Genomic DNA, 15,524 nt, shown 5'->3' with positions numbered 1-15,524 from the left:
CGCCGGTCCATCATAAGCTGTACCAATCAATAAGACACGAGCAAGGCCGAGCCATCCTTGCCGAACTTCGGCTTCACGCCGAGGATCGCAGCCGAGCGGGTGATGATGTCATGCACCATCGGGGCCGCGGACGTGCCTGCAAGTGCCGCACCATTGCCCTTGTCCGTCTTCGGTTCGTCGATGAAGGAAAGAACCACATATTCGGGCTTATCCATCGGGAAGGCCGATAGGAAAGCGTTGAAGTTCTTGTCGTGGACATAGCGGCCATTGACAACCTTGTCGGCCGTTCCGGTCTTTCCGCCGACGTTGAAGCCTTCGACGCGGGCGTTGCGGCCGGAGCCATTGACGCCGTTCCATTCGAACAGGAAGCGCATGTCGCGGCTGGTGGTCGGCTTGATCACCTGCTTCGCCACAAGGTCGGCCTGTTCGACGGTGCGCGGCAGGAAGGTCGGTTCGATCAGCTTGCCGCCATTGACGAGGGCCGCACCGGCAATCGCCGTCTGCAGCGGCGTGGTCGATACACCGTGACCGAAGGAAATCGTGATGGAATTGATCTTCTTCCACTGGCGCGGCTGTGTGGGCATCGCCACTTCCGGCAATTCCGTCTGCATCCGGGACAGCAGGCCAAGACGGGTCAGGAACTCCTTATGCCCTTCGGTCCCAACCGTATCGGCAATTTTCGCCGTACCGATGTTGGAGGAGTATTGGAAGATTTCCGGCACCGACAAGATGCGTCCCTTGCCGTGGAAGTCCTTGATGGTGAAGCCACCGATGCGGATCGGGAAGCGCGCATCGAAGGTGGAGCCGAGCGAGATGCCGCCTTCGTCCAGACCCATGGCGATGGTGAAGGACTTGAAGGTCGAGCCCATCTCGAACGTGCCGTTCGACATGCGGTTCAGCCAGCCTTCCTTGGCGCCTTCCGCCGGGTTGTTCGGATCGTAATCCGGCAGCGACGCCATGGCGAGGATTTCGCCCGTATGCACGTTGATGACAACAGCACCTGCGCCAATCGCCTGGAACTTCTGAATGGCATTGACCACCACTTCGCGCACGATCGCCTGGACGCGCAGATCGATGGAAAGCTTCACCGGCTCAAGCGGCTGGTCGGAGGTCATGCCAAGCGCTGTCAGATCGGCCAGCCCCTGGCTGTCGAGATAGCGCTCCATGCCGGCAACGCCGCGGTTGTCGATGTTCACGTGGCCGACAACGTGGGCCGCCGTCGGACCACCCGGATAGAAGCGGCGCTTTTCAGGACGGAAACCGATGCCGGGAATGCCAAGCGCCAGGATCTGGCTCTGCTGCTTCGGTGTCAACTGACGGCGCAACCACTGGAAGCGCGAATTGTTTGTCAGCTTCTGATAGGTGCCGCGCGTGTCGAGATCGGGCAGAACGGTGCGCAGCTTCTCGATCGCCTCATCCACGTCAACGATGCGATGCGGTTCGGCAAAAAGCGACACGGTGCGGATATCGGTCGCCAACACTTCGCCGTTGCGATCCAGAAGATCGGGACGCGAGGCCATCAGCCTGTCGGCGGGCGCAATACTGGAAACGGTTTCCTGCTGGGCCAAGCCATATTGCACCAGACGACCGCCGATAACGCCGTAGAAGCAGACGAAGCCGAAGATCAACAGGCCAACGCGGCTCTTGGCCTGCGAAGCGCGCTTCTTGCGTGCGCCCTCAAAGGCAGCATGGTCCGCCCCACCGATCGTGCTGGCGGAAAAATGGGCCTTGCTCTTCAAAACCATGACGCGAGAGAGAAAAGACATCAGTCCACCGATCCTGTTATCGTTTCATCCATTTCGCCGGACTCGTCGCCAATCGGCGCTTTCGCAGCAGGCATTGGCTGCTTGGGCACACGGGCCACATGCGAGCGCGGCGCTGGTGCCGGAACAGGCTTGCCGCCAGTGGCGACGATCTGGCCGGCAGGTGCCGATTTCGGCTTGGCACCACCAAGTGTGGCGCCCGGCTTGGAGCCGTTGACCGCAGCAGCGATCACATCCTCGACGCTCATGCCCTCCGGCTCTGGCGGCTGCGGCAGTTGCGAACGCAACATCGGCAGCTCCTGCGGCTGTGCGAGTTGCGTCGGCAGCGTCGGCGTCAATTGAAGATCGGCCTGATAGGCGTTGACCAGACGATGCAATCGGTTCGGCTGTGTCAGAAGCGCCCAGTCGGCGCGCAGAAGATCGATCGTATCGCGCTCGAGTTTGATTTCGGCTTCAAGCTTCTTGACGGATTCAAGCTTGAGATCGGCCTGATGCTTGATGGAATAGGTGACGACGGCCGCTGACACCATCACGCCGACGAGAATGAGGTCGAGTGTACGCAGCATGGTCAGCCTCCCATCTTTTCAAGGCTGGCGAGATCGGGAAGTTCGAAAATGGAAATATCTGCCGGACGTGCCGGAGCGGTGGTGCGAATGCCGGCGCGCAGCTTGGCGGACCGGGCGCGCGGGTTCAACTCCGCCTCTTCCTCGCTCGCCGCAATCATAGGCTTGCCGAGCGAATCGAAGATCGCCGGCTTGTCTTCCACCATCGGCATGTGGCGAGACCCTGCCGCGCGACCGGAACGATCGGCGAAGTACTTCTTCACGATACGGTCTTCTAGCGAGTGGAAGGTAACGACGACGAGGCGTCCGCCGGGCTTCAACACCTGTTCGGCCGCAAACAAGGCCTTTGCCAGTTCGCCCAACTCGTCATTGACGAAGACGCGCAGCGCCTGGAAGACGCGGGTTGCGGGATGGATCTTGTCCTTCGCCTTGCGCGGCGTGACGATTTCGATCAGCCCGGCAAGGTCGCGCGTCGTGCGGAAGGGCTCTTCCGCGCGCTTCTTTTCGATGGCACGGGCAATACGCCCTGACTGCTTTTCCTCACCGAGAAAGCCGAAGATACGGATCAGGTCGCCGACCTTGCAGCGGTTGACGACATCGGCCGCGGAGACGCCGGATGCCGACATGCGCATGTCGAGCGGTCCGTTTTTCTGAAAGGAGAAGCCGCGCTCGGCCTCATCGATCTGCATGGAGGAGACACCGATATCCAAGACCACGCCATCGAGGCCTTGTGCAGGCGCATGCGCTGCCAGATCGGAAAACTGCGATTGAATGAGAGAGAGCCGCCCGCCATTGGCGGCAACCATCGGCTGGCCCCCAGCGATGGCAGTGGGATCACGATCGAGAGCAATGACATTCGCACCGCGCTCGAGGATCGCCTGGGTATAGCCGCCAGCGCCGAATGTACCGTCGAGAATGATCTTGCCTTCCGCGGGATCGAGCGCGCTTAGAACTTCGCGAAGGAGAACCGGAATGTGGCGAACAGGTCCGCCACCGGCATCAGAAGATCGTCCGCCAGAATTCGCCGCCATTCCGTGTCCCCGCCTTATACGGGACGAACAGCAGAAAAACTGCGCCCCGTTCTTGCCGCCGTCTGCGCCTCGTGAAACGCTTCCGGCTGCCACAACTGAAAATGATCCGCCCGACCGACAAAGGTCACTTCGGTGGTGATAGCGGTGAAGTCCCGGATGAAATCCGTGACCATCAACCGCCCTTCCCCGTCGAGCTTCATGAACACGCCGCCACCGTGAACCAGCAGCGACATTGCATTGGCTTCCGGCGAAAACGCGTCCATCGACGCGATCTGCCGCTCGTAGCGATCCAACAGGTCCGGCCCGCCAATGCTGATGGCCGGAAAAGCGAAATCCTGAAGACAATAAAGCTCCTGGATGTCGCGTTGTGCCAGCACCGAACGAAACGCCGATGGAACCGAAACGCGCCCCTTGGCGTCGATCCTGTTCGTCACGTTCGATAAAAAGCGCCCCATATGACAACTCGCCAGAAACGCCTGAAGCCGCATGCTCAGGCGACACCGATACGCACGACAAATCGCTGACCGGCAGAACAAAAAGTCCTGCAGCCTTGGAAAGGCCTTGTCTCCGTTTCAGCGATTGCGGGTCAAAAACACGACCCCTTGTGGTGTGCATTTGGGATACCATGGGACACTATGGGCGTCAATGGGAGAAGGCGGCGCGAACCGACTTCGGATTCGAATATTCATATCCCGTTAAGTTTAACGAATGGTTTACCGGCAACCGTTTCACGCGGCATCTCTGCCTTCCGTAACGGAAGTTTTAATGAAAAATAGTTGAACGATAACAATGACCTATTGCGATCGCCGGAATCGGCTTCGCATGAGGAGTGAAAAAGAGAGAAATCGCCAGTTGGCCTGTAAGCCGGGTTCTGTATGGCCCCGGTTTGACCCGGAACGTGGCAGCCATTCATCTGGGACGACATTTGCATGCCGCCTCGCGCAACCCACCCGGATGACTCGCCCAGAAACAGGCTGTAGGCGCTGCTTCCGCGGCACCCCACGTCATCCCTATTCGGTCTTGCTCCCGGTGGGGTTTACCATGCCACCCCTGTTACCAGCGGCGCGGTGGGCTCTTACCCCACCCTTTCACCCTTACCACCTGAAAGGTGGCGGTCTACTCTCTGCGGCACTTTCCCTAGGGTCGCCCCCGCCGGACGTTATCCGGCACCGTGTTTCCGTGGAGCCCGGACTTTCCTCACCTCACCGTCTTTCGACATTGATAAAGCGCGGCTGCCCGGCCAACTGGCACGCGCTCCTTAGACGGGTTCAAGATGAAAAGCCAACGGAAAATCGTCGCAAGTTGAGCTGCGGTTAAAGGGAGCCGCCAGACTTACGAGGCGAAGACCGGTGCGAAATCCGTCTCGTAACCTTCGTCCTCGATATGGCCTTGGGCCAACAGCACCGCGCCGAGCCGCCCGATCTCATCTGAACTCTTCGCCGCTGCGCCACAGCCGCCGGTCAGAACCGCAATCCGCCCAGATCCGCAATAACCTATCGCCGGATATCCGCTTGGCGTATAGGACGTGACACAGGCCGCCATCGACAGTCGTGTCACATCGATGCTGGGAACAAGCGTCTCTATGATGGCTGCGAAATTATTCCGCACCTCAGGCTTTCCGCCAGTCCGAAACCAGGCGCGGATCTCCGCATCCGTACCGAGCAGAATATTTTCCGGATCGCCGCCAATCTTCAGATAGGCCTTGCCATCGGGATAGACGACCGGCGGCAGAAGATAGATGTGCTTGGTCGGGTCACTCGGCTCATAGATCAGCGACGGCATTTCTGAAAAGCCTCGAAGATCGGCATCATCGACCTCGAAGAATGCAACGGTGCGAGCATACACATTCATCGAAAGTGCCTGCGGCAACAGCCCTTCCGCAATCGAAAATCCGCCCGCAGCCACGAGCACCTTTTCCGCCGTATAGCTTTTGCCGGAGGCAGTGGTGACGGTCGCCACACCACCCTCGTCCCGGACCGAAACGACAATATCGTCATAGCGCATCACGCCGCGCTTCTGCGCTGCCAGGATTTGCGCGCGCACCATTTCGCGTGGATTGATGTGACCGGCATTGCGCCTTTCGAAGACACCTTCGCAACCACTTTCGAAGGAAAAATAAGGGAAGCGCTCGATCAACTCGGCATCTTCAAAAACGTCGGTATCAACCCCAAGCGTCTCGGCCGCAGCGCAGACATTCTCTATATAGGGCACACCGGTGCCACGCGCCTTGCCGACAATCAGACAACCGACCTCGTGGTAGAAGCCTATCCCGCTCTCGCGCTCGATCTCCCGGTAGCGCTCAATCGAGCGATTGGCGAGCCGCGCCCAATCCGCATCATCATCGATGGTCCGCGTGATCCGCGCCGCATCGTAGTGGCTGGCAAACACACCCTGATGATGTCGGATGTCGGCGGGCTCATGCGGCCCGATCAGCGCCACACCATCCGATTCGAGAGAAAGATGCCGAGCAGCAGCAGCCCCCATCATGCCCGCACCGACGACAATATATTTGAACTGCGCTGCCATAACTGCTCTCAACCGATTTCAGATTCTGCGTCAAAGACTTGTAGCGGCTTCCTGATTCACCGCCAGAGGGATTTGAGTGTCTTGATGAAGGACTGCCTCCTGACACATAGGCCGTCAGACGAGCACCGGCGCCATCTGCGCCGCAAAATTATCCTCGCTCAACTGCCCCTCAAGCAGAAGCACCGCCCCAAGCCGGCCAATCTCATCGGAAGATTTCGCCGAAACGAAATTGCCACCGGTCAGCACCGCAATATTGGAAGACGATGTGTAGCCGATATACGGATAGCCAGTGCGGGTAATGGAGGCAACGCAGGAGCCGGACGTCACGGGGCATCCGGCAAGAGCGGGCATCAACTCGATGGCGCGACGGACAAGGAAATCCACCTCACTCGCAGTCCCGTCGGAATGAAACCACTGGACCGCCTGATCGAGTGTTTCCAGCCTGCCCTTTTCGCTTTCCCCGCCAATCTTCAAATAGACCTTGCCATCCGGATAGCGAACAGGTGGGAGAATGTAAACGATGTCGTCTTCGCTCGCCGCCAGCACGATGGTGGAGGGCATGCCGGCAAAGGCTTCCTGCTTCTCATCGTCCAGTTCGAAGAAGGCGATGGTGCGGCCGGTTGCCGCCATGTCCACTTTAACAGGCAGAATGTCGGCCATATTGGTGAAGCCGCCCGCTGCGACGATCACCTTCTCCGCCGTGTATCGATGCCCCTCCGAGGTCTCTATTTCGACGCCTGAACCGCCATCGAAAACCTTCACCACCGTCTGACGAAGGATCGAGGCACCCTGTTGCCCGGCAATCGTGATTTGAGCCTTCACCAAGGCGCGTGGATTGACGTAACCGGCATTGTGCGGCTCGAACCAGCCATGGTGATCGTCCGGCAGAGAGAACATTGGAAAACGAGAGGAAAGCGCGTCCGGCTCGTAGGTCTCGACTGTCAGACCCAGCGCGTCTTTCCTGCCCATGGCGCCCGAGACATAATCACCGCCCAGCCCATTGCCATTGCCGGTGAAGAGGCAGCCCAACTCGTGATAAAACCGGATGCCGCTCTTTTGCTCGATCTCGGCATATCGTTCGATCGAGCGCTTCGCGAGTTCCGCCCATACCGGGTCGCCGTCAAAACCGCGCGTGATCCGCGCCTCATCATAATGGCTGGAGAACACGCCGTAGTGGCTCTTGCGGTCTGTCGGCTCGGCAGGACCGATCAGCGCCACGCCCTCCGTCTGCGAAGAAAGATGGCGTGCCGCAGCGGCCCCCATCATTCCAGCTCCGATCACGATGTATCTGAAGTCGGTCATCCTGCGCTCCGTCGTAGAGCGCCGTGCGTCCTATTGGACGCACGAAGGACGCTTTACCTTTTTGAATGGACGCATCGTGCTTTCCGAAAATCGCATCCAATTTTCGGGCCGATGCTATCGCCGTTCTCGACTAACAAAATCTGCCGGCAGAAAGAAGCCCAAACCGCACCGATACGATCATCCCTGGAGCAGCGCCTGCACCTTGCCACAATAGGCCTTCGACACCGGGTTCATACGGGTTGCCCCATGACCTGCATTGTAGCGCAAAATGGTGCTGCAGACTTCGCCGCCGCCCAGCTGATGCGCCGTGGCGAGATACTGCATCCCCCAGCGAATATTGGTTTCCGGATCGTAGAGCGCCTTCACCGTGCCGCGATAGCCCATCATCCTTGCGGTAGCTGGCTTGATCTGCATGAGCCCGACTTCGCCAGCACTTCCGCGGGCCTTCGGATTGAACCGGCTTTCCACCGAAACGACCGCGTGCGCCAGGTTCGTCGGTACGCCGTAACGCTTGGCATATTTGACGATAAGATCGGAGTAATCGTTCTTCAGCGTGGCAGGAAGGGTCCGCTCAGGGATGGGGTAACCGGGTTTGCGGAAATAGGTCTGCAGCGTCACGGTCTTGGTTTTCACGTCATCCTTGGCAACAACAATTCCGGTCTGCACGGCCAGCATCGAGATGCAGACCGAGACAGCAACAATCACTCTTCTCATCAGTAGAAATAGTCTCCAGTCACAAAGACATCCAGTAATGGACGCGCAAGGGCACGCATCGGGAAAGTCACGGGAACAATCCTTCGGAAAGTCTTCGTCATTGATATTGACGGCGTCTAGGACAACACCCAGCCGGCCGCATTTCGATGCGGCGTTTAAAGTCGGCCAATAAGGATTTACTGTGGCAAGGGCCTAGGAACGCAATGTGGACCAGCGCCGATCACGCCGCTTTTATCGACAACGACGCCTACGCGCGCTTGAACTTGGGCAGTTGCGAAATCAACCGGTGCAGCGTGTCGATGGTGGAGAAATCGGCGATGCCATCCACCAGCGCAGGCCGGAAATGACGCTGGAAAGCTGCAACTGCGCCTTCCGTCTTTTCACAATAACTGCCCGAAATTTCAACGCCGTAGCCATAGAGCGACAGCATGGACTGCAAGGCCTCAACCGGTTGTCCGCTGTCGCCGCGCTGGAAGAAGCGTCCGCCGCCGATTGGCGCGGGTTGGACCCAGTGGCCGACGCCCTTCTGCGACAGGATGTCCCATGGGAACTTCTCGCCCGGATCCACCTTGCGAACAGGGGCAATATCGGAGTGCGCGAGCACCCGCTCCGGCGCAATCGACCACCGCGCGCCACAGTCGCGACATAATTCGGCAACGGCGTCGATCTGGGCTTTAGGAAAATCCGGAAGGCCAGCAGGGTGGCCGCCATTGGCGATCTCGATGCCTATGGAACGCGAGTTCAGATCGATTTCGCCCGCCCAGAAGCTCTTGCCCGCATGCCAGGCCCGACGGCTCTCCGGCACCATCTGAATGACATGTCCGTCTTCGAAAACGAGATAGTGGCTGGAAACCTGACTTTCCGGCTCGCAAAGCCAGGACAGCGCGCGCTCGGCGCTTTCCATCCCCGTATAGTGAAGAATGATGGAGTCGGGTGCGCTCACCCCCACCCGCTCGCCATGGTTTGGCGAGGGCTGGACGCTGGCACCGGCATAATCCGGCAGAAAGTCACTCATGCGACGCGGCGTTCTCTCTCGATGGCCGCATAGGCGGCATTGAGTGCCGCCATACGCTCATTCGCGGCCGCATGCAATTCCATCGGAACGCCACGGGCAATGAGCTTGTCGGGGTGATGCTCGGCCACCAACAGACGGTAGCGCTTGCGGATATCGGAGAAGTCGTCGGATGGCGAAACGCCGAGGACGCGGTAGGGATCTCGGCCGTCCATGTGGACATGGCGCGCCATGATCGTTTCGAAATGATCCTCGGTGATCCGGAAGATTTCCGCGATCCGTCCGAGAAAGGCCATTTCACGCTCATGAATCAGGCCATCGGCTTTGGCAATGTGGAACAGACCATCGACGACGCTTTCCAGCATCTCGCAATTTTCACGGCCCGTACCGCAGAGACCCGCAAGCCGCTCGGCGTAGGCCTCATAACCGGCAACGTCCTGACGCGCGAGGTTATAGAGCCTTGCGACGTTCTTGGCTTCCTCCTCCGGAAAATCGAATATCTGGCGAAAGGCGCGCACCTCGGCATCGTTCACGACACCGTCAGCCTTCGCCATCTTGGCGGAAAGAGCGATGATCGCGACTGAGAAGGAAACCTTGCGGCGGGTTTCCGGATCGCCTTCGAAAACGGTTCTAACCGCTTCGATCACTCGACCCAGCACATTTCCTGCCGCTTCGCCGATCGCGCCGAGCAGCCGCTCCCAGAGGGATGAAATGTGCAAACAGGCGAAATCGAACATCATGTCTCTCAGCATGACGGCTCCATGGTGTGAATGCAAGACGCATAAAGGTCGCAGATCATTAAGTTTTCGTCATCTTAGCTTCGCTTTATGCTGATTGTCTGACACCGCCGTAACAGCTTTTCCACAAGCCGGTTCCGAGGTCGTCGACACTTCTTGGCATTGAAACGATTATATTCGCCAAGCAGTTCACCGATATTCGAAAATACCGCGAAATACCCGTTTTTCTTGAGAAATTAACTTTACATGCAAAACAGGCTGTCGCATCCATTTGCCCCAACACGCATTGAGAACCGACAAAGGAGAGCCCCAATGGCCAAACAGAAAGTCGCAATGTTGACCGCAGGCGGACTGGCGCCCTGCCTCTCGTCTGCCGTGGGCGGATTGATCGAGCGTTACACCGACATCGCTCCCGAAATCGACATCGTGGCCTACCGCTCCGGCTATCAGGGCATGCTTCTCGGCGACAGCGTCGCCATCACCAAAGAGATGCGTGAGAAGGCTCCCCTGCTGCATCGCTATGGCGGCTCTCCGATCGGCAACAGCCGCGTGAAGCTCACCAATGCGGCCGACTGCGCCAAGCGTGGACTGGTGAAGGAAGGCGAAAACCCATTGCAGGTTGCCGCCGATCGCCTCGCCAAGGATGGCGTCACCATTCTTCACACCATTGGCGGCGACGACACCAACACGACCGCGGCAGACCTTGCCGCCTATCTCGGCGCCAATGGCTATAACCTGACGGTCGTCGGTCTTCCCAAGACGGTTGATAATGACGTGGTCCCGATCAAGCAGTCGCTTGGCGCCTGGACGGCTGCCGAAGTCGGCGCAAATTTCTTCGACAATGTCGGCAATGAACAGAGTGCGGCGCCCAAGACCTTCGTCATTCACGAAGTCATGGGGCGTCACTGCGGCTGGCTCACGGCGGCCACCGCACGCGCCTACATCCAGAAGGTCAAGGGCAACGACTATGTCGAGGGCCTGCTGATGGGAGAAGAGTTGAAGCGCATCGACGGTCTTTACCTGCCGGAAATGGCCTTCGACATCCAGGCAGAAGCGGCCCGCCTGAAGAAAATCATGGAAAAGAACGGCTTCGTCACCCTCTTCGTCTCCGAAGGTGCAGGCCTCGATTCGATCGTGGCGGAGCGTGAAGCGGCCGGCGAAGCGGTCAAGCGCGATGCCTTCGGCCATGTGAAGATCGACACGATCAATGTCGGCGGCTGGTTCCAGAAGCAGTTTGCAAGCCTGATCGGCGCCGAGCGCACCATGGTACAGAAGTCCGGCTACTATGCACGGTCTGCCCCGGCCAATGGCGAAGACCTGCGCTTGATCCACAGCATGGTGGATCTGGCGGTCGAAAGCGCGCTGAACAAGGTGTCCGGCGTCACCGGTCATGATGAGGATCAGGGCGGCAAGCTGCGCACCATCGAGTTCCCGCGCATCAAGGGCGGCAAGCATTTCGATATCTCGACGCCTTGGTTCTCCGAGGTGATGGACCATATCGGCCAGCCCTTCAAAGCGGCGTAACAGTTCCAGTCTCCCTAAATAATTAGGAAGACGTGATTGACGTGATGCATCCATCGGCCCGGAAATCCGTTTTGGTTTCCGGGCCGATGCTTTATTCCCCCATGGTCTTCTCCTGGAGGAATGCGTGGCTTTCGCACAACGCAGCGCGGGAAAGCCCGCATTGTTCCAAACTCCATGTGACGAAGGCTTTATTATCGCCTCATCGCTTGGTAAAAAGATGTGAAGGGCAAGGAGGTCGTCATGTCCGCACAAGTCTGGCTGGTGTTCTGCACAGCCTGTGCCATTCTTTTTGCGCTGCCATCGCCAATTGCTTTCAAGGTTGCAAATTATGCAGCGGTGCGCGGCAAGCGCACCATGATCGCGTCGGTCAGCGGCGCGACGCTTGGCGTCATGACGACATTTTCCGCGGCGGCCATCGTGGTGGCTGGCGCGTCCTATGTGCCCTCGTCCTTTCTCGATGTCATCCAATGGGCTGGAATCGGCTGGTTGATGCTGTTCGGCCTGTGGACGATCGCAACGCCCGCCGCGCGCGAATCACAGGCGGAGAATGACAATCTGCGCGCCAGAACACTCGGCACCATATTTGTCGATTGCTTCGTCTTGGCGGCGCTGCGCCTACGCTACTTCGCCTTCTTCATCGCCTTCCTGTCGCAGTTCATCAATCGCTCCCGCGACGTGGTGGAAACATTGACGCAGATGCAGGCCGCGACCCTGGTCCTGTCCCTCCTCTGCCTCACTCTGCAGGCCACTTTTGCCCGCTCGACGATCGCCATGGTGCGTCGTGCATCGGTGACGAAAAAGGTCCGAAACAACCGCGGAACGCGCTTCATTACCGGTCGCGCCGTCTCCGCCGGCTACCGTCGCATCGCCGCCTGAAACACATCTGACGCCTCCCGTCTTGCCGGAATCCTTACGATAGGTTAATGATCCGCCCAGGAGACTGCGTGCTTCGTTTGATACGGGGGCATCAACAGGCAGGCAAAGTAGAGGCGGCAGCATGATATTTTCTGGCAATTTGCGCCGTAAATCGGCGTCACTTTTGTCGTCCACCATGGGCTTGACGCTGGCATTGGCAGGATGCACCAGCGTCGAATATTCAGCGAATTCCAACGTTCATTCCCCGAAGATTGCAGCCGCACCCGTCGCAGCGCCGGCAACGGCGGCAGGTACGGTAGCGCCCGGCACGCAAACGACGACCGAGGGCCATCAGCCCGGCACCGTAGCAGCGGCAGCGACCAACGCGCCGACAGCCGACGCGGCCTCCCCGGTTCAGGTCGCATCCAATTCCGCGACAACCCCTATGCCCTCCACGCCGGCCCTAAAGGGCGGTCGTGTCGCCCTTCCCCCGGCAGCAGAAATTGCAGCCGCAGCCGCAATCTCCGCACAGATGCAATCGCCGACCGGCACGCCACAAATGGCATCGGCTACAACGGCAGCATCGCTTGGCGCAACGCCAGTTGCCGCGACGGCAATGACGACCAATCACGCCGCCGGCCTTCAGGCCGCAGCAAACACCTCCGCCACCGCATCCCTGCCGCAGGTCGTAGCCGTCAAGGGCTCCTTCCCACCGGCCCCGCCACCACCCGGTACGCCATCGGCGGCCCCTGTGCAGTTGACGGAAGACATGGTGCGCGCGCAAACGATCGTGCCGCTGCCCAAGCCTGACAGCACCGTTCTCGCCTACGCTTCCGCCCCGCAGAACGCAGCATTGGCTGCGATCAGCACGCGCGAGGGGCTCAGCACCGGGCCGCAGCCCGTCGGTCGCGAGAAGCTCAGCGGTCTGATCTCCAAATACGCCACCATGTACAGCGTGCCTGAAGATCTGGTGCACCGCGTCGTCATGCGCGAAAGCCGCTACAATCCCGGCGCCTATAATCGTGGTCACTTTGGCCTGATGCAGATCAAGCATGCCACCGCCCGTTCCATGGGTTTCAGTGGCCCCGCCTCCGGTCTTTTCGATGCAGAGACAAATCTGCGCTATGCCGTCAAATATCTGAGCGGTGCGTGGAAGGTATCTGAGAACGATCGTGACGGCGCTGTGCGTCTTTATGCCCGCGGCTATTATTACGACGCCAAGCGCAAGAACATGCTCCACGTCCTGCGTCAGTAGCAGAACGCTCTATTCCCTCAACTCTCTATGATCTGACCTGCCCTTGAACAAAGGGCAGTCGAACGCCTTTTGGCGTCTGCGGCACTGCTCAGGGCAACCTTTTATCAACGCGCGCTAACGGAGTGACTGCCTCCATCTCCTCCCGTCATTAAACTGTTGCGTCCTGACGCTACACGCCTGTCACCCGAACGATAGGTGGAATCATATGACGAGTGCTGCCCCCAAAACCGGCTTCAGCAAGAATACCAAGCTCCAGGCCGCCCTTCTCCAGCACAAGGCGCTTTCAACGAGCGGCCTGTCGGAGCGGCTGTTTGGCATGCTGTTTTCCGGCCTCGTCTATCCGCAAATCTGGGAAGACCCGGATGTCGACATGCAGGCCATGGAGCTTTGCGAAGGTCATAGCATCGTGACCATCGGTTCGGGCGGCTGCAATGCGCTGGCCTACCTGTCGCAGAGCCCGAAAAGCATCGACGTCGTCGATCTCAACCCCCACCACATCGCTCTCAATCGGCTGAAGCTCGCGGCCTTCCGCCACCTGCCGAGCCATGGCGATGTCGTGCGCCAATTCGGCAAGGCCAATATTGGCTCCAATAGCGAAGGCTATGACCGCTTTATCGCCCCGAACCTCGATGCGCAGACGCGCGCTTATTGGTCGAAGCGCACGATTGCAGGACGCCGTCGCATCTCCGTTTTCGATCGCAACATCTACCGTACCGGACTGCTCGGCCGCTTCATCGGCGCCGGACACCTGCTGGCGCGCCTGCACGGCGTCAAGCTCCAGGACATTGCAAAGACCCGCTCGATAGAAGAGCAGCGCCGGTTCTTCGATGAGAAGGTGGGACCTCTCTTTGACAAGCCGATGATCCGCTGGCTGACCAAGCGCAAAAGCTCGCTCTTCGGCCTTGGCATTCCACCGCGCCAATATGACGAGCTTGCCAGCCTCTCGGACGGCAACACCATCGCGCCCGTCTTGCGCAGACGCTTGGAAAAGCTCGCCTGCGACTTCTCCCTGAAAGACAACTACTTTGCCTGGCAAGCCTTCGCCCGCCGCTACCCCGATGCCAGTGAAGGGACGCTACCGGATTATCTGAAACCCGAATATTACGACGCCATTCGCAAGAATGCCGATCGCGTCACCGTCCACCACGCCACCTTCACCGAGCTTCTGGCGTCCAAACCCGCCTCGTCGGTGGATCGCTATGTGCTGCTCGATGCGCAGGACTGGATGAGCGACGTGCAGATCAACGAGCTATGGGCCCAGATCAGCCGTACCGCGACACCCGACGCCCGCGTGATCTTCCGCACGGCGGCAGAAAAGAGTGTCATCGAAGGCCGCCTCTCTGCTGATATCCGCGCCCAATGGTCCTATCTCGAAGACCGCTCCCTTGAACTCAATGCTAAAGACCGGTCGGCCATCTATGGCGGCTTCCACATCTATCAGAGGGCATCGGCATGAAGAGCATCGGAGACAGCGTCGGCCTCGCAAACGCCCAGCATGCGACCCTGATGGACAGAATGTACCGCCATCAGCGGCACATCTACGACATTACCCGCAAATACTATCTGCTCGGACGTGACCGCACGATTGAACGTCTGGATATTCCCCATGGCGGCAGCCTTCTGGAGGTCGGCTGCGGCACAGGCCGCAATCTCCTGCTCGCCGCCCGTCATTTTCCGCTGGCCAAGCTCTACGGTCTCGATATCTCCGCCGAGATGCTGAGCACGGCGGCAGAGAACTTCTCGGGCAAGGTGGCGCGTCCAACGCTGCGCGTTTCTGACGCCACCACCTTCAGGCTGGGAGAGTTCGGTCGCAGCGAAGGGTTCGATCGCATCATGATCTCCTATGCGATCTCGATGATTCCCGAATGGGAAAAGGCCGTGGAACGTGCCCTCCTGTCGCTGGCACCGGGCGGATCGCTGCACATCGTCGATTTCGGCCAGCAGGAGCACCTGCCCGTCTGGTTCCGCAGCCTGCTGCAGGCGTGGCTGACGAAGTTCCACGTCACACCGCGTTCAAACCTCCGCTACGTACTGGAGACGCTTGCCGGAAGCCATAATGCATCCCTGGAGTTCGAGCCGCTCGCCCGCGGCTATGCGTGGCGTGCGGTGCTGACGATGCCGAAAATTTGAGAAAGCCGCCTCACCGCTCAGGAATGAATTCTTAATCCTTCCTCTTGTCATAACCGGTTGTTTACCCTGTTATGGTAAATACGGATTAACGATATGCCGCGTCGGCCAATGA

General features: G+C 59.2%; 14 protein-coding genes and 1 other RNA gene. 5 read left to right on the top strand and 10 right to left on the bottom strand.

Annotation, left to right across the window (positions count from 1 at the left end; all coding sequences use genetic code 11):
* Positions 1-26 precede the first annotated feature (26 nt).
* The 10 genes from ACTJKV_RS07840 to ACTJKV_RS07795 all read right to left on the bottom strand — a co-directional run bounded on the left by ACTJKV_RS07840 (position 27) and on the right by ACTJKV_RS07795 (position 9,651).
* Positions 27-1,766 (bottom strand): peptidoglycan D,D-transpeptidase FtsI family protein, encoded by a 1,740-nt coding sequence (locus ACTJKV_RS07840; protein WP_062426516.1) that lies wholly within the window; start codon positions 1,764-1,766, stop codon positions 27-29.
* Positions 1,766-2,329 carry a cell division protein FtsL gene (gene ftsL, locus ACTJKV_RS07835; protein WP_062426515.1) on the bottom strand — a complete coding sequence of 188 codons (564 nt, stop codon included), beginning with the start codon at positions 2,327-2,329 and terminating at the stop codon, positions 1,766-1,768. The genes ACTJKV_RS07840 and ftsL overlap by 1 nt, the downstream gene beginning before the upstream one ends.
* Positions 2,330-2,331: 2 nt before the next feature.
* Positions 2,332-3,357 (bottom strand): 16S rRNA (cytosine(1402)-N(4))-methyltransferase RsmH, encoded by a 1,026-nt coding sequence (gene rsmH / locus ACTJKV_RS07830; protein WP_113327896.1) that lies wholly within the window; start codon positions 3,355-3,357, stop codon positions 2,332-2,334.
* 14 nt (positions 3,358-3,371) lie between these two features.
* The gene (mraZ, locus tag ACTJKV_RS07825) at positions 3,372-3,812 is read right to left on the bottom strand and encodes a division/cell wall cluster transcriptional repressor MraZ (protein WP_062426513.1); all 441 of its coding nucleotides are present in this window, start codon (positions 3,810-3,812) and stop codon (positions 3,372-3,374) included.
* 389 nt (positions 3,813-4,201) lie between these two features.
* Positions 4,202-4,605, bottom strand: an RNA gene (gene rnpB / locus ACTJKV_RS07820) — RNase P RNA component class A.
* A gap of 84 nt (positions 4,606-4,689) precedes the next feature.
* Positions 4,690-5,883 (bottom strand): FAD-dependent oxidoreductase, encoded by a 1,194-nt coding sequence (locus ACTJKV_RS07815; protein ID WP_274102180.1) that lies wholly within the window; start codon positions 5,881-5,883, stop codon positions 4,690-4,692.
* A 114-nt stretch (positions 5,884-5,997) separates the two neighbouring features.
* Positions 5,998-7,185 carry an FAD-dependent oxidoreductase gene (locus ACTJKV_RS07810; RefSeq protein ID WP_274102179.1) on the bottom strand — a complete coding sequence of 396 codons (1,188 nt, stop codon included), beginning with the start codon at positions 7,183-7,185 and terminating at the stop codon, positions 5,998-6,000.
* Positions 7,186-7,362: 177 nt separating this feature from the next.
* Positions 7,363-7,899, bottom strand: coding sequence for a lytic transglycosylase domain-containing protein (locus tag ACTJKV_RS07805; protein WP_062426510.1), 537 nt, complete (start codon positions 7,897-7,899; stop codon positions 7,363-7,365).
* Between the two features lie 247 nt (positions 7,900-8,146).
* On the bottom strand, positions 8,147-8,914 hold the full coding sequence (locus ACTJKV_RS07800; RefSeq protein ID WP_062426509.1) for an N-acetylmuramoyl-L-alanine amidase: 768 nt from the start codon (positions 8,912-8,914) through the stop codon (positions 8,147-8,149).
* Entirely contained in the window at positions 8,911-9,651 is a 741-nt protein-coding gene (locus tag ACTJKV_RS07795) for a J domain-containing protein (protein WP_062426508.1), read from the bottom strand. Before ACTJKV_RS07795 ends, ACTJKV_RS07800 begins: the two co-directional genes overlap by 4 nt.
* Positions 9,652-9,960: 309 nt before the next feature.
* Between ACTJKV_RS07795 and ACTJKV_RS07790 the strand changes: the two genes are divergently transcribed.
* The 5 genes from ACTJKV_RS07790 to ACTJKV_RS07770 all read left to right on the top strand — a co-directional run bounded on the left by ACTJKV_RS07790 (position 9,961) and on the right by ACTJKV_RS07770 (position 15,412).
* On the top strand, positions 9,961-11,172 hold the full coding sequence (locus tag ACTJKV_RS07790; RefSeq protein ID WP_274102177.1) for a pyrophosphate--fructose-6-phosphate 1-phosphotransferase: 1,212 nt from the start codon (positions 9,961-9,963) through the stop codon (positions 11,170-11,172).
* Between the two features lie 240 nt (positions 11,173-11,412).
* Positions 11,413-12,048: a LysE family translocator gene (locus tag ACTJKV_RS07785; protein WP_274102176.1), complete on the top strand. Its 636-nt coding sequence runs from the start codon at positions 11,413-11,415 to the stop codon at positions 12,046-12,048.
* Positions 12,049-12,169: 121 nt separating this feature from the next.
* On the top strand, positions 12,170-13,282 hold the full coding sequence (locus ACTJKV_RS07780; RefSeq protein ID WP_274102175.1) for a lytic transglycosylase domain-containing protein: 1,113 nt from the start codon (positions 12,170-12,172) through the stop codon (positions 13,280-13,282).
* Positions 13,283-13,487: 205 nt separating this feature from the next.
* The gene (locus tag ACTJKV_RS07775; RefSeq protein ID WP_274102173.1) at positions 13,488-14,738 is read left to right on the top strand and encodes a DUF3419 family protein; all 1,251 of its coding nucleotides are present in this window, start codon (positions 13,488-13,490) and stop codon (positions 14,736-14,738) included.
* Positions 14,735-15,412, top strand: coding sequence for a class I SAM-dependent methyltransferase (locus ACTJKV_RS07770; protein ID WP_274102172.1), 678 nt, complete (start codon positions 14,735-14,737; stop codon positions 15,410-15,412). Before ACTJKV_RS07775 ends, ACTJKV_RS07770 begins: the two co-directional genes overlap by 4 nt.
* The last annotated feature ends 112 nt before the right edge of the window (positions 15,413-15,524 follow it).

The sequence above is a fragment of the Agrobacterium sp. 22117 genome, from assembly GCF_052045735.1.
GTDB lineage: Bacteria > Pseudomonadota > Alphaproteobacteria > Rhizobiales > Rhizobiaceae > Agrobacterium > Agrobacterium cavarae.
Note: the sequence above shows the minus strand (reverse complement) of the source record. Positions and strands in the feature narration are given on the sequence as shown.

Excerpts from the sequence above, each read along its gene's own strand:
- ACTJKV_RS07840 (WP_062426516.1), bottom strand. The coding sequence starts at position 1,766 with ATGTCTTTTCTCTCTCGCGTCATGGTTTTGAAGAGCAAGGCCCATTTT.
- ftsL (WP_062426515.1), bottom strand. The coding sequence starts at position 2,329 with ATGCTGCGTACACTCGACCTCATTCTCGTCGGCGTGATGGTGTCAGCG.
- rsmH (WP_113327896.1), bottom strand. The coding sequence starts at position 3,357 with ATGGCGGCGAATTCTGGCGGACGATCTTCTGATGCCGGTGGCGGACCT.
- mraZ (WP_062426513.1), bottom strand. The coding sequence starts at position 3,812 with ATGGGGCGCTTTTTATCGAACGTGACGAACAGGATCGACGCCAAGGGG.
- ACTJKV_RS07815 (WP_274102180.1), bottom strand. The coding sequence starts at position 5,883 with ATGGCAGCGCAGTTCAAATATATTGTCGTCGGTGCGGGCATGATGGGG.
- ACTJKV_RS07810 (WP_274102179.1), bottom strand. The coding sequence starts at position 7,185 with ATGACCGACTTCAGATACATCGTGATCGGAGCTGGAATGATGGGGGCC.
- ACTJKV_RS07805 (WP_062426510.1), bottom strand. The coding sequence starts at position 7,899 with ATGAGAAGAGTGATTGTTGCTGTCTCGGTCTGCATCTCGATGCTGGCC.
- ACTJKV_RS07800 (WP_062426509.1), bottom strand. The coding sequence starts at position 8,914 with ATGAGTGACTTTCTGCCGGATTATGCCGGTGCCAGCGTCCAGCCCTCG.
- ACTJKV_RS07795 (WP_062426508.1), bottom strand. The coding sequence starts at position 9,651 with ATGATGTTCGATTTCGCCTGTTTGCACATTTCATCCCTCTGGGAGCGG.
- ACTJKV_RS07790 (WP_274102177.1), top strand. The coding sequence starts at position 9,961 with ATGGCCAAACAGAAAGTCGCAATGTTGACCGCAGGCGGACTGGCGCCC.
- ACTJKV_RS07785 (WP_274102176.1), top strand. The coding sequence starts at position 11,413 with ATGTCCGCACAAGTCTGGCTGGTGTTCTGCACAGCCTGTGCCATTCTT.
- ACTJKV_RS07780 (WP_274102175.1), top strand. The coding sequence starts at position 12,170 with ATGATATTTTCTGGCAATTTGCGCCGTAAATCGGCGTCACTTTTGTCG.
- ACTJKV_RS07775 (WP_274102173.1), top strand. The coding sequence starts at position 13,488 with ATGACGAGTGCTGCCCCCAAAACCGGCTTCAGCAAGAATACCAAGCTC.
- ACTJKV_RS07770 (WP_274102172.1), top strand. The coding sequence starts at position 14,735 with ATGAAGAGCATCGGAGACAGCGTCGGCCTCGCAAACGCCCAGCATGCG.